The organism is Pseudarthrobacter sp. NamE5, from assembly GCF_005796225.1.
In the GTDB taxonomy this organism is placed as follows: Bacteria; Actinomycetota; Actinomycetes; order Actinomycetales; family Micrococcaceae; genus Arthrobacter.
The window spans coordinates 173,816-186,008 of sequence record NZ_VAHO01000007.1 but is presented as its reverse complement, the minus strand read 5'-3'; the positions used below and the strand labels follow the sequence as shown (position 1 = coordinate 186,008).

General features: G+C 66.6%; 11 protein-coding genes. 3 read left to right on the top strand and 8 right to left on the bottom strand.

Annotated features, from left to right (window positions below; genetic code table 11):
• Window positions 1–130 precede the first annotated feature (130 nt).
• The 3 genes from FDW84_RS10975 to rimP form a co-directional block, all read right to left on the bottom strand.
• Window positions 131–472 carry a YlxR family protein gene (locus FDW84_RS10975; RefSeq protein ID WP_371419165.1) on the bottom strand — a complete coding sequence of 114 codons (342 nt, stop codon included), beginning with the start codon at window positions 470–472 and terminating at the stop codon, window positions 131–133.
• A 212-nt stretch (window positions 473–684) separates the two neighbouring features.
• Window positions 685–1,665, bottom strand: coding sequence for a transcription termination factor NusA (gene nusA, locus FDW84_RS10970; RefSeq protein ID WP_138133282.1), 981 nt, complete (start codon window positions 1,663–1,665; stop codon window positions 685–687).
• Window positions 1,665–2,240, bottom strand: coding sequence for a ribosome maturation factor RimP (rimP, locus tag FDW84_RS10965; protein ID WP_371419162.1), 576 nt, complete (start codon window positions 2,238–2,240; stop codon window positions 1,665–1,667). The genes nusA and rimP overlap by 1 nt, the downstream gene beginning before the upstream one ends.
• A 103-nt stretch (window positions 2,241–2,343) precedes the next feature.
• On the opposite strand from rimP, the gene FDW84_RS10960 reads away from it, so the two are divergent.
• The 3 genes from FDW84_RS10960 to FDW84_RS10950 all read left to right on the top strand — a co-directional run bounded on the left by FDW84_RS10960 (window position 2,344) and on the right by FDW84_RS10950 (window position 5,609).
• The gene (locus tag FDW84_RS10960; protein WP_138609350.1) at window positions 2,344–3,612 is read left to right on the top strand and encodes a DUF4439 domain-containing protein; all 1,269 of its coding nucleotides are present in this window, start codon (window positions 2,344–2,346) and stop codon (window positions 3,610–3,612) included.
• 104 nt (window positions 3,613–3,716) lie between these two features.
• Window positions 3,717–4,469, top strand: a complete 753-nt coding sequence (locus tag FDW84_RS10955) for a VIT1/CCC1 transporter family protein (protein WP_138609348.1) — start codon at window positions 3,717–3,719, stop codon at window positions 4,467–4,469.
• Between the two features lie 96 nt (window positions 4,470–4,565).
• The gene (locus FDW84_RS10950; protein ID WP_138609346.1) at window positions 4,566–5,609 is read left to right on the top strand and encodes an aminoglycoside phosphotransferase family protein; all 1,044 of its coding nucleotides are present in this window, start codon (window positions 4,566–4,568) and stop codon (window positions 5,607–5,609) included.
• A 91-nt stretch (window positions 5,610–5,700) separates the two neighbouring features.
• Here the strand turns inward: FDW84_RS10950 and FDW84_RS10945 are convergent, their stop codons facing one another.
• The 5 genes from FDW84_RS10945 to ispG form a co-directional block, all read right to left on the bottom strand.
• Window positions 5,701–7,092, bottom strand: coding sequence for a pyridoxal phosphate-dependent decarboxylase family protein (locus tag FDW84_RS10945; protein WP_138609344.1), 1,392 nt, complete (start codon window positions 7,090–7,092; stop codon window positions 5,701–5,703).
• A gap of 56 nt (window positions 7,093–7,148) precedes the next feature.
• Window positions 7,149–7,940 (bottom strand): sulfite exporter TauE/SafE family protein, encoded by a 792-nt coding sequence (locus FDW84_RS10940; RefSeq protein ID WP_138609341.1) that lies wholly within the window; start codon window positions 7,938–7,940, stop codon window positions 7,149–7,151.
• A 5-nt stretch (window positions 7,941–7,945) separates the two neighbouring features.
• Window positions 7,946–9,757, bottom strand: a complete 1,812-nt coding sequence (locus FDW84_RS10935) for a proline--tRNA ligase (protein WP_138609339.1) — start codon at window positions 9,755–9,757, stop codon at window positions 7,946–7,948.
• Between the two features lie 388 nt (window positions 9,758–10,145).
• The gene (locus FDW84_RS10930; protein WP_138609396.1) at window positions 10,146–11,036 is read right to left on the bottom strand and encodes a GNAT family N-acetyltransferase; all 891 of its coding nucleotides are present in this window, start codon (window positions 11,034–11,036) and stop codon (window positions 10,146–10,148) included.
• Complete coding sequence (gene ispG, locus FDW84_RS10925; protein WP_138609337.1) at window positions 10,999–12,165, bottom strand: flavodoxin-dependent (E)-4-hydroxy-3-methylbut-2-enyl-diphosphate synthase; 1,167 nt, start codon at window positions 12,163–12,165, stop codon at window positions 10,999–11,001. The genes FDW84_RS10930 and ispG overlap by 38 nt, the downstream gene beginning before the upstream one ends.
• Window positions 12,166–12,193 lie beyond the last annotated feature (28 nt).

Below are 12,193 nucleotides of genomic sequence, written 5' to 3'. Positions count from 1 at the left end.
CCGAGCCAGGCACGAACCGTCTACTTCTTACTGCGGGCCCCAGCCGCATTGCGTGCAGAAGGGCCCATTGCAGAGCGCAACAAAGTTGTCATCGTTACGCACTCATCGCTGGGAACTCATCGGGTTTCCATCAGTTTTCTGACCCGCTTTCAGGTTGGACGGTTGGTGTTGCAGAAGCCGGAACGCCTGCAACGTTCGGGCCTGACTTGATCCGGCGCTCGACGTCGGCGGTAACGGTTGCGCCGTTAAGGGCACGACCGAATGCTCGCCGCTTGATCGCCAGAGCCAGGCACGATTCGCTGGGGTGCAGCCATGCACCCCGGCCAGCCATCCGGCGTCGTTCATCCACCAGGACAGCGGAAGAACCGCCGCCTTCGGCGACGAGCCGGAGTAACTCCGACCGCAGCCCCTTCTTTCGGCATCCGACGCAGGTACGCTCCGGTTGATTCCCGCTTGCTTCTAACTCGGTCATCTTCCTGACGTTCATATCTGCTGGCCGCGGACGGGCCCTCAGCGGTGCACCGGAACCCCGCAATGGAGGTACCAGGAGCACACGGTATGGGGCACGCCCTGGGCGCACGACTGCCGGCCGTTGGGCGCGGTCTTTACTATTCTAGCCCCTCCCGGCCCTTCTGCCCGAAACTTCGCGGGTGTTTCCGGCACGGGAGGGGGCAGTGGAAGGTGTCAGTTATCGCGGCCGGCGGCGGCGTCAGACACAATGTCGATCCGCCAGCCAGTGAGCTTCGCCGCCAAACGGGCGTTCTGGCCCTCTTTGCCGATGGCCAGGGAAAGCTGGTAATCGGGAACCACCACGCGGGCCGACCGGGTGGCTTCATCAGTGATGGTGACCGAATTCACACGCGACGGCGAGAGTGCGCTTGCGATGAAGGTCGCCGGATTCTCGCTGAAGTCGACGATGTCGATCTTTTCATCGTTAAGCTCGGTCATCACGGCGCGCACGCGCGAACCCATTTCGCCGATGCAGGCGCCCTTGGCGTTGATGCCGGGAACGTTTGCCTTGACCGCGATCTTGGTCCGGTGGCCGGCTTCCCGGGCCAGCGCAACAATCTCGACGGAGCGGTCTGCGATCTCCGGGACCTCGAGTTCGAAGAGCTTCCGGACGAGGCCGGGGTGGGACCGGGACAGGGTGACGGACGGGCCCTTCGAGCCGCGGTGAACATCGATGACCAGTGCCCGGAGGCGGTTTCCGTGGACGTACTTCTCGCCGGGCACCTGCTCGGGCGGCGGCAGGAGCGCCTCCACCGATCCCAGGTTCACCTGGATCATGTGGGGGTTGTTGCCCTGCTGGATGGTGCCGGACACGAGTTCACCCTCGCGGCCCTTGAACTCGCCCAGGACATTGTCGTCTTCTACGTCGCGCAGCCGCTGCAGGATGATCTGGCGGGCAGTGCTGGCGGCTATGCGGCCGAACCCCTCGGGGGTGTGCTCAAATTCGCCGATGGGAGCGCCGTCATCGTCAATCTCCACAGCCCAGATGGTCACGTGGCCGCTCTTGCGGTCCAGCTCGGCACGGGCCTTTTCGTGGGCACCCGGCGACTTGTGGTATGCCACCAGGAGCGCCTGCTCAATGGTGGGGATCAGGAGGTCCAGCGGGATTTCACGCTCACGCTCCAGAAGTCTCAGTGCGCTCATGTCAATATCCATCAGGCCTCCTCAGAAGGTCCATTGTGTTCAGGTTCCAGACCGTCCTCGGAGAGGTGGCTGAATTCGATCTCGACTTTTCCGTTGCGGATCCTGTCGAAAGGAAGCTTTATGGGGTCGCCCTGCTTGGGCTTCATGCCCTTCTTGACAGCGACCTCCGGGATGATCGTCACGCCGGCGTCGTCCACGGACTGGATCCGGCCTGTGACGTTCTCACCCTGGAGCACGTTGACCTTGACCATACGGCCCTTGGCCCGGTGCCAGTGCCGGGGTTCCGTCAGGGGGCGTCCGACGCCGGGCGAAGACACTTCAAGATCGTAGGGGCGGCCGTCGTCTCCCGGATCATTGTCCAGGACGTCGGAGAGGACTTTTGAAATATCTGCAATGACGTCAAGGCTGACGCCGCCGGTTTCCTCCTGCGGGAGGTCCACCACCACATGGACCACGCGGTGTGAACCGGGCACGATGGCCACGTCCTCCAGGTACAGGCGGTTCGCCTGGACCGAGGGTTCAAGGAGCGCACGGAGCCGGGCCGCTTCCGGATTGCCTGATGAAGCCGTGGCTTCTGCATTGCTCACGATGCCGGCCGCCTCCCTATAGATGATGTTCCGATTACTAGCGTAGCTATTTTACCGGTCCGGTGGGACGGAGTTTCCCGCCGGCGTGACACCATGGTCTGTTGTGAAAGCCGACCATCCGGAAAACCGCCCCGCGCCGCCCTTTTTCCGGTACGCCGTCCTTGCCTTCACTGCGCTCCTTGTCCTGAGCCTTGGATTCGGGCTGGTTCCCGCGGCTCCGCCTCCCGCCGCCGAGCCGCCCTTCCCGGAGCAGGCCCGGGCGGCCGCCCTGCAGGAAACCCTGCGTCTTCGCGCAGCCGCCGTGCACCTGGCCACCCCTGCTGCCGGCGCCCCCGTGGAGCCTGCAGTGATGGAGGCGACTGTGACGTTGCTGACCCTGCAGGCACGTGCCCTCCTGTCGCCGTCGAATCCTCTCTCGGCAGCACGGCCAACACCGCCCGGTTCCGTGCCCTCGGCGGCGGAAGCCACGGCGGCAGATTCTTCCCTGTCAGGTTCGCTTTCCCGGCCCGAGCCAGGGCTGCCGGCAGCAACGACGGCGGCCCCCGAACGTGTTCCAACTCCCGGGGAGCTGGCTTCCGCACTCTCGAGCAGCGGGGTGCAGCGCCTCACCGACGCGGAAAAGGCCGACGGCGGGATGGCCCGGCTCCTGGCCGGGGCCGGCACGGCCCAGTTGCTTGCGTCGGAGACCATCGCCGCCTCGGTTGGCGTCCCCGGAGATGCACTCCCCCACGCCCGGCAAGGGACGCCCGCCACGATGCAGGAGACCAACGCCCCGCCCGCGGACGCGGCGGAAGCCAGCGCCATGCCGACCTCCTGCCCCTCTCCCCTGCCCGGGCCTGCGGGAACTGAATCCGCCGGCGGGGAACCGGGACAGGAGACCACTGCAGGCGCCCCTGCAGGACTGGAAAGCGCCCTGTCCATGGCGGTGGCAGTGGAACAGCAAAACGTTTACGCCTACCAGGCCGCACTTCCCCGGCTCGCCCCGGATGACGCCACCACCGCCGCCGCCTTCCTGGACCAGCATCAGGAAGTCGCCGCCGAAGCCTCCGCCCATTCCCGTGCGGCCTGCGGAGATCCGGACGCCCAACAGCCGGGCTATGCACTGGGCGCTGAATTCTTCGCCGCGCCGACAGCCGGGCTGGCCAGGCTTGAACTCGCCGCACTGCCCGCCTACGGGGACGTCGTTTCGCAGGCTGACGGCGACCTGCGGCAGTGGGCGATTGCCGCCCTGGGGGAAGCCGCCCGGCGCGTTGCCCGCTGGGGCGGCGACCCGGGACCCGTGCCCGGCATCCTCCTTGATGCGGGCCAGCTGCCGAAACTCCCGGAACTGTCGGAGAGCACAAAGCCGGCGGCGACGGGTGCAGGCAGCTGAGGACCACCTGCCCGCGTTCGTTCCAGTCCGGCCCCGCCAATGACGGCCGGTACATGCCTTAAGGCAGGGTAGCCGCGAAGAACTTCAAATGGTTTGCTGAAGGCATGGATGCACAGGAACCGGCTGACACCGCAGGTCCCGACCTTGACCGCCACCTGGAGACGGAGCCGCATGCCAATGACCTTGCCCAGCGGCTGAACTGGCTGCGGGCAGGCGTCCTTGGCGCCAATGACGGCATCGTTTCCGTTGCGGCGATCGTGGTGGGCGTAGCGGGTGCCACCGCCGAATCCGGGCCCATCCTCGCCGCGGGAGCGGCCGGCCTGGTGGGCGGTGCAGTGTCCATGGCACTGGGCGAATACGTCTCCGTCAGCAGCCAAAGCGACAGCCAGCGGGCCCTGATCGAGAAGGAACGCCGGGAACTGGCCGAGCAGCCGGACGAGGAACTTGCAGAACTGACCGGGATCTACCTCGCCAAGGGACTGAGCCCGGAAACCGCCGGCAAGGTGGCCGAGGAGCTCACGGCCCACGATCCCCTGGCGGCGCATCTCTCCGCCGAACTCAATATCAACGAGACCGACATCGTGAGTCCCTGGCACGCCGCCTTTGCTTCGGCTGTTGCTTTCACCATCGGCGCGATCCTGCCCATGCTGGCCATCCTGCTTCCGCCGCCGGATATCCGGGTTCCCCTGACCTTCGTCATGGTTCTGGTGGCACTGGCCCTGACCGGCGGACTCGGTGCCTGGATCGGCGGCGGGTCGAAGCTGCGGGCGGCAGTACGTGTGGTGTTCGGCGGCGCCCTGGCCCTCGCAGCCACCTTCAGCATCGGCAGCCTCTTGGGCGCCACCGGTGTGGTGTAGAAGTTACGGATCCAGGAGTTAACCGCAGGGGTTAGCATCCGGCCCCGGCTTGCCGTCAACGGGCCCCTGAAGGGCGCTGCACGTAGGCTTGATCCGATGAGCCAGCCAGCCGTACTGCCTGTTCCCCCGGACCTTGCCGCCAGGTACGCCGGCATGCCTGAAGGACGGGCATGGCTCCGCTCCCTGCCGGATCTTGCCGGGACCCTGCTGGAACGGTGGGCGCTTGTCTCCAACCTCGGCCCAGGCGCCATGCCCTGGCACGGCCACGGCGCCCTGGTTCTTCCGGTGCTGCAGGAGGACGGCACGCCCGCGGCCCTCAAGATCGCGTTCCCGCACGATGAGGCGCAGGTGGAGCGCCATGCGCTGGCGCTTTGGGGCGGAGAAGGCGCCGTGCGGCTCATTGCATCCGACCCGGGCACGTGTTCCATGCTCCTTGAAAGGCTCGACGCCGGGCGGCCGCTTACTGCCGTGCCGGTGGAGGACGCCGCGGCGGTCTGGGGCGGGCTGGTCCGGAAGCTGAACCTCGTCCCCGACGATCGGCCGCAGTGGCGGGAGTTCGAACACATCGCTGCACGGGCAGAGCAGTGGAGCGACGACCTGCCCGCGGACTGGGAACACTTAGGCCGGCCCTTTCCCCGGTGGCTGCTGGAAGCAGCCCTGGAGGTGTGCCAGACGCGAGGGGCGGTTGGACGGCGGACCGCCCGCGACGTCCTGGTCCACGCGGACCTCCATTACCTCAACATCCTGGCCAGGCCTGGCACCGCGGCTGCGGACGGACAGCCGACGGCGGATGCTTACGCCGCCATCGACCCGCAGCCTATGATTGGCGAGCCGGAGTTCGCTGTGGCACCGCTGTTGTGGAACCGCCTGCAGGACCTGCCGCTCAACCAGCCCAAATCAGGCCTGCGGCAGCGGTGCGCCGATTTCAGCGCGGCCGGCGGGCTGGATTCCGACGTCGCGCGGCAGTGGGGTGTGGCCCGGGAGGTTGCCAACGCGCTGTGGTACGCCGGGCAGCCGGGCCATCACGGAGACCTCGCCCGCTCGCTGTGGGTGGCGAGCACGCTCGCGGGGCGGACTCTTGACGGGCTTCCCCCGGCACATGCGTTGCCGGAGCCGGGGCAGGCGTTCATGACGGGCTGACCGGCACTCCCGGGGCAGTGGTTGGCTCCCGGGAGCTGAATTCGAGCGGCCGTTAAACCCCCACTCGGCAGCCGGATTCCCGCGAGTCAGCTCACTTTCCGCGCACAGCAGAGAGCGCGGAGCCCACAGCGTCGACGGCAGTGCGCACTTCTTCCCCGGCGGTATGCCAGTTACTGACCGACACCCGCAGGATGTCCCGGCCGCGCCAGCGGGAACCGGACATCCATACCCTGCCGTCACCGATGATGCGTTCGGTCACTGCCCGGGTGGTGGCGTCGTCGCCAAACGCCAGAGACACCTGCGTGTAGTTGACTTCGTTCAGCACCTCCACTCCGTCGATCCGGGCGAGTCCCGCGGCAATGTCGGACGCCGCGGTTGCCATGCCCCGCACCTGCGCCTCCACTCCGTCCCGGCCCAGGCTCTTCAGGGCTGCCCATACGGGAACACCGCGTGCGCGGCGGGAAAGCTCCGGGACCTTTTCGAAGGGATCGCCGGGGCCTTCGGCGTCATGCACCAGGTAGCTCGCGTGAAGACCCATGGCGGAGCGGAGGGCTGACGCGTCGCGGACAATGGCAATCCCGCAGTCGTACGGGACGTTAAGCGTCTTGTGCGCATCGGTTCCCCAGGAGTCGGCGTCCCCGTACCCGGCGGTCAAGTACCGCAGTTCCGGAACCGCAGCGGCCCACAAGCCAAAAGCACCATCAATGTGGACCCAGGCGCCGTGCTTTCTTGCGATGCCGATGGCTTCGGGGAATGGATCGAACGCGCCTGAATGCAGGTTTCCTGCCTGCAGGCACACCAGCGCCGGTCCGGAACCTTCCGCCAGGGCTGCATCCAGCGCTTCCGGAATCAGCCGCCCCTGCCCATCGGCCTCCACCACGGCGGGTTTGCCCATACCGAGGTAGCGCAGGCCCAGGTCCACGGTGTCATGCCGTTCCCGGCCAACGAAGCTGCGGATCCGGGGCGCCCCAAACAGCCCGTCCCGGTCCAGGTCCCAGCCGGCGTCCGCCAGCAGCCGCCACCGTGCGGCGGCCATTCCGGTGAAGTTCGCCATCGTGGCACCGGTAACGAAGCCGACGTCAGAACCGGCAGGAAGCCCCAGCAGCTCGAGGAGCCACTTGCCTGCACCCTCCTCGATGGCAGCGGTGGCCGGGGTGGCATACCGCAGCCCTGCGTTCTGGTCCCATGCGCTTACCAGCCAGTCAGAGGCAAGGGCGGCAGGAAGGGTCCCACCGATCACCCAGCCGAAGAACCGGCCGGAGGGCATTGCCATGAGTCCCGGTTCCGCCGTCCGTGCCAGGAAGTCGACCACTTCCTCAGCCGGCATCCCTTCCCGCGGCAGGGGCCCGCCGAACACCTCAGTGAGGTCGTGGGCGGGAAGTGCAGGCCCCACCGGCCGCTCGGGGAGGCTGCGCAGCCACGCCGCTGAGTGGCGGGCTGCCGCTGCCAAAGCCCGGGCGTACTCGTCGTCCCCGTGTGACATACCTGCATGCTACGCCCGGAAACCCGGTGCCTACGAGTCCCCGATGCCGGCGGCCGTCAGAAGTTTTCCTGCCAGACGTCGTAGCCGAGCTTGATGATGAGGGCAGACACCACCAGCAAAAAAACCACCCGGACAAAGCGGCTGCCCTGCTTTACCGCTGTCCTGGCGCCCAGGTATCCGCCGGCCATGTTGGCCGCACCGAGCAGCAGGCCCAGCCCCCACAGCAGCGAGCCGTGGGGCAGGAAGAACAACAGTGCCCCGGCGTTGGTGGCCATGTTGACGATCTTGGCTTTGGCACTGGCCTCCAGGAAGGCATAGCCCATGGCCGAGACCAGCGCGATGACCAGGAAGGAGCCGGTTCCCGGCCCGATAAGGCCGTCATAGAAACCGATCACGGCGCCAATGAGGCAGGCAACCACGTAATGCTTGTGGCCGCCATGGCGCAAGGCAGTGATGCCGCCGACGTCCGGTTTCAGGGCGGTGAAAAGCGCGACGGCGACCAGCGCCGTGACGATGATGGGCTTGAAGACATTGGCAGGAAGCGTAGCCGCCAGCACAGCACCCCCGAAGCTGCCTGCGAGGGCAATCACGGCCATCGGCAAAGCCGTCTTCAGGTCCGGACCCACCCGCCGGTAATACGTGGCGGCGCTGGTGGCGGTACCAAAGATGGACCCCATCTTGTTCGTGGCCAGTGCCTGGACGGGCGTGATCCCCGGGACCAGCAGCAGGGCGGGGAGCTGGATCAGCCCGCCCCCGCCCACCACTGCATCAACCCAGCCTGCTGCGAAACCTGCCAGCACGATCAGGAGGAGTGTCGCCAGCCCCAGCGATTCGAGTCCGAACTCCACCGCAGTCAGCTGGTGCGGACGGCGTTGACCACGTAGTCAACAGCCTTGTCAACCGCCACATTCTCGGCGTCGCCGCTGCGGCGGTCCTTGATCTCCACCACGCCGTCCACCAGCCCGCGGCCTACGGCCAGGATGGTGGGAACCCCCACCAGTTCCGCGTCCCCGAACTTGACGCCGGGCGAGACCTTGGGCCGGTCATCGAGAAGGACGTCCAGCCCTGCTGCTTCAAGGTCCGCTGCCAGCCGCTCGGCCGTGGCGAAGATTTCCTCGCCCTTGCCCACGGCCACCACGTGGACATCCGCAGGCGCAACAGCCCGCGGCCACACGAGCCCCCTGGTGTCATGGTTGGATTCCGCCAGCGCGGCGACGGCCCTGGTGACGCCCACGCCGTAGGAGCCCATGGTGACGGTAACCTGCTTGCCGTTCTGGTCCAGCACCTTCAGCTCCAGGGCTTCGGCGTACTTGCGGCCCAGCTGGAAAATGTGGCCCATCTCGATTCCACGGGCGGTCTCCAGGGGACCCGATCCGTCCGGGGCCGGGTCTCCCTCGCGGACTTCGGTGCACTCGATGACGCCGTCCCAGGTAAAGTCGCGGCCTGCCACCAGGCCGTACACGTGCTTGCCGGCCTCGTTGGCCCCGGTGATCCAGCTGGTGCCGCGAACCACGCGTGGATCCACCAGGTACAGCAGCTTCGTTGCGCTTCCGGTACCCAGAAGCGGTTCATCAAGGGACATGCCAGGGCCCAGGTAGCCCTTGACGATGAGGGGCTGCTTCTTGAGGTCTTCGTCGTTGGCGGCTTCGAGGCCGATTTCACCGGCGATCGGCAGGAAGGAGCCGATGTTGGCCTCGACTCGCTTCAGGTCCACGCCGCGGTCGCCGGGGACACCGATAACCACCAGCTGCCGCTCGCCGGTGGGCAGCGTCACGGCGAGTACCACGTTCTTCAGCGTGTCGGCGGCAGTCCACGCGCCGCCGTCGGCCTCGCTCCGGGGGGCCAGCCCGTTGGAGGCGGCGACCAGCGTGTCGATAGTGGGGGTGTCCGGGGTGTCACGGACGACGGCGGCAGGGGCGCCGCTGAAGTCGATCTCCGCGGGGACGACAGTGGTGACGGCTTCGACATTCGCTGCGTAGCCGCCGGCGGAGCGGACGAACGTGTCCTCACCGATCTCGGTGGGGTGCAGGAATTCCTCGCTCTTGGACCCGCCCATGGCCCCGGCAGTGGCGGTGACCGGGATGACTTCCAGGCCGAGCCGTTCGAAGATGCGCAGGTAGGCGCCCCGGTGGGCGGCGTAGCTGGCGTCCAGGCCGGCGTCGTCGACATCGAACGAGTAGGAGTCCTTCATGATGAATTCCCGGCCGCGCAGGAGGCCCGCGCGCGGCCGCGCCTCGTCACGGTACTTGTTCTGGATCTGGTAGAGGCTCAGCGGCAGGTCCTTGTACGAGGAGTACAGGTCCTTGACCAGCAGGGTGAACATTTCCTCATGGGTGGGGGCCAGCAGGTAATCGGCGCCCTTGCGGTCCTGGAGCCGGAACAGGCCCTCGCCGTACTCGGTCCAGCGGTTTGTGGCCTCGTAGGGTTCGCGGGGCAGGAGCGCCGGGAAGTGGACTTCCTGGGCACCGATGGCCGCCATCTCCTCGCGGATCACAGCTTCGACTTTGCGCAGGACGCTGAGTCCCAGCGGCAGCCAGGTGTAGATGCCGGGGGCTGCGCGGCGGATGTAGCCTGCGCGGACCAGGAGCCGATGGCTGGCAACCTCGGCGTCGACGGGATCTTCACGCAGGGTGCGCAGGAACAGCTGGGACAGTCGTGTAACCACGGGTGGGTATCCGTTTCTGGGGAAGTGCTTAAGCAGCAGGGCCGGGATTTCGTCTGGGTACTAATCTACCGGCTGGCGGGACAATTCCCGGCGGCGGGTCCGCTGCCGCCCACGGCCTGGCGCAACCGGCCGGAACGCCGGCTTCAATACCCGGCACGGAAACAGTTGAGCCACGCCCGGACAGCAAAGCCCCTGGCCCCCCAAGAGGCTGGTCATCGCATCCGGGCGTGGCTCGACGCCGTTATCGCTTAAGTACTGGTGAGGACTGGTGAGACCGCCCACGCCACTCCAGCGCAGCTAGATCGAACCTATGTGATGGCGCGCACGTTGACAAGTATTTTCCCTCTTTTCCCGCTGCTGACCAGCAGTTCCTCGAAGAGGGCGCCTGCTAGAAGAGGACTGTGGCGAACGTCCCCACCTGCCGGAAACCCACCCGTTCATAGGTTGCCCGGGCGCGGGTATTAAAGCCGTTGACGTAGAGGCTCGTGATGGGGGCGATCTTCTGTGCCTGCTCCACCACGGCAGACATGTACCCTGCGCTTAAGCCCTGGCCACGGTAGAGGGGGTTCATCCAGACGCCCTGGACCTGCGTGACGTCCGAGGTGACGGCACCAAGTTCGGCCTTGAACACCACCTCGCGGGCTTCATTGAGATGCACCAAAGAATGGCCCTGCCGGATCAGGCCCTCCACCCTGCGGCTGTAGAACTCCCGTCCGCCGAGGAAAGGGGAATATCCCACCTCTTCCTCAAACATGGCGGCGCAGGCGGGCAGGATCCGGTCAAAATCTGCCAGATTACCCAGAGCGAGCCCGGGGTTCGGCTCCACGGACGGTGCCTGGTCAATAGTCATCAATGGCTGGTCCGGGCGCACTTCGTGCGCCCGGTGTCCCAGTTCAGCCAGTTCAGCGTGCAGGGCAAGGACTGCGGGCGCCGGGCCGAAGGCGGATGCGTAGCGGCGGCCGGATGCGTTTGCGGCGGCAGCCACCACTCCCGCCAGGTCAGGATCAAGCTGCACGGGGACCAGGTTGGCGCCGGCCCAGCAGGCACCTGCCAGCACGCCGTCGTCGAACACGCCAAGGACGCCGGCTCCGCCGCTGGTGGGCGCGGCGGTACCGGCAGCGCGCAGGTGCGCAAGCATGAAGACGTTCGTGACCGGATCACGCTGGGCCAGGAGCCTCAGTGCGGCAGTGTCCTCCCCGTCAAGGGTGCGGACGGATATCCCCGGCGGATCGGGGACGTCCTTACGAGACGCTAACCACGGGGCTACCTTTGACAGCATCTTCGCCATCGGCCTCCCCCATCTCTTCGGCGATACGCATGGCCTCTTCGATCAGTGTCTCAACAATCTGGCTCTCGGGAACAGTCTTGATGACTTCACCCTTCACAAAGATCTGGCCCTTGCCGTTGCCGGACGCAACGCCGAGATCCGCTTCACGTGCTTCACCGGGACCATTGACCACGCAGCCCATGACTGCCACGCGCAGGGGGATCTCCATCCCCTCCAGCCCGGCCGTGACCTGCTCGGCGAGGGTGTACACGTCCACCTGGGCCCGGCCGCAGGAGGGGCAGGAGACGATTTCCAGCTTGCGGGGACGCAGGTTAAGGGACTGCAGGATCTGGTTGCCCACCTTGATTTCCTCCACCGGCGGGGCGGAGAGGGAAACGCGGATGGTGTCGCCGATGCCCCGCGACAGCAGGGCGCCGAAGGCCGTCGCAGACTTGATGGTTCCCTGGAAGGCGGGGCCTGCCTCGGTAACGCCGAGATGGAGGGGCCAGTCGCCCTTCTCGGCCAGCATCTCGTAGGCCCTCACCATGATGACCGGATCGTTGTGCTTGACCGAGATCTTGAAATCGTGGAATCCGTGCTCCTCAAAGAGCGACGCTTCCCAGACGGCGGACTCCACGAGCGCTTCGGGGGTTGCCTTGCCGTACTTCTTAAGGATGCCCGGCTCCAGCGATCCGGCGTTCACACCGATGCGGATGGAGGTTCCGTGGTCGCGGGCGGCGGCGGCGATCTCCTTGACCTGGTCGTCGAACTTACGGATGTTGCCGGGGTTCACCCGCACCGCCGCACATCCTGCTTCGATTGCCGCGAAGACATATTTCGGCTGGAAGTGGATGTCCGCGATGACCGGAATCTGCGACTTCCGGGCGATGATGGGCAGCGCCTCGGCGTCATCGGCGGAGGGGCAGGCTACACGCACAATGTCGCAGCCGGAGGCTGTGAGTTCCGCGATCTGCTGCAGGGTTGCGTTGATGTCCGTGGTGGGCGTGGTGGTCATCGACTGCACGCTGATGGGGAAATCTGAGCCGACCCCCACAGAGCCGACTTTGATCTGCCGCGTCTTGCGGCGGGGGGCAAGGACGGGTGGCGGTGCTGAGGGCATTCCCAGGCTGACCGAGGTCACGAGGACTCCTTGAGATTGAAAGGGGGCG

What these genes read in the sequence shown, in the direction of transcription:
- FDW84_RS10975 (WP_371419165.1), bottom strand. Translation starts at nt 472, where the DNA reads ATGACCGAGTTAGAAGCAAGCGGGAATCAACCGGAGCGTACCTGCGTC.
- FDW84_RS10930 (WP_138609396.1), bottom strand. Translation starts at nt 11,036, where the DNA reads ATGCTGTCAAAGGTAGCCCCGTGGTTAGCGTCTCGTAAGGACGTCCCC.
- FDW84_RS10950 (WP_138609346.1), top strand. Translation starts at nt 4,566, where the DNA reads ATGAGCCAGCCAGCCGTACTGCCTGTTCCCCCGGACCTTGCCGCCAGG.
- FDW84_RS10955 (WP_138609348.1), top strand. Translation starts at nt 3,717, where the DNA reads ATGGATGCACAGGAACCGGCTGACACCGCAGGTCCCGACCTTGACCGC.
- nusA (WP_138133282.1), bottom strand. Translation starts at nt 1,665, where the DNA reads ATGGATATTGACATGAGCGCACTGAGACTTCTGGAGCGTGAGCGTGAA.
- FDW84_RS10945 (WP_138609344.1), bottom strand. Translation starts at nt 7,092, where the DNA reads ATGTCACACGGGGACGACGAGTACGCCCGGGCTTTGGCAGCGGCAGCC.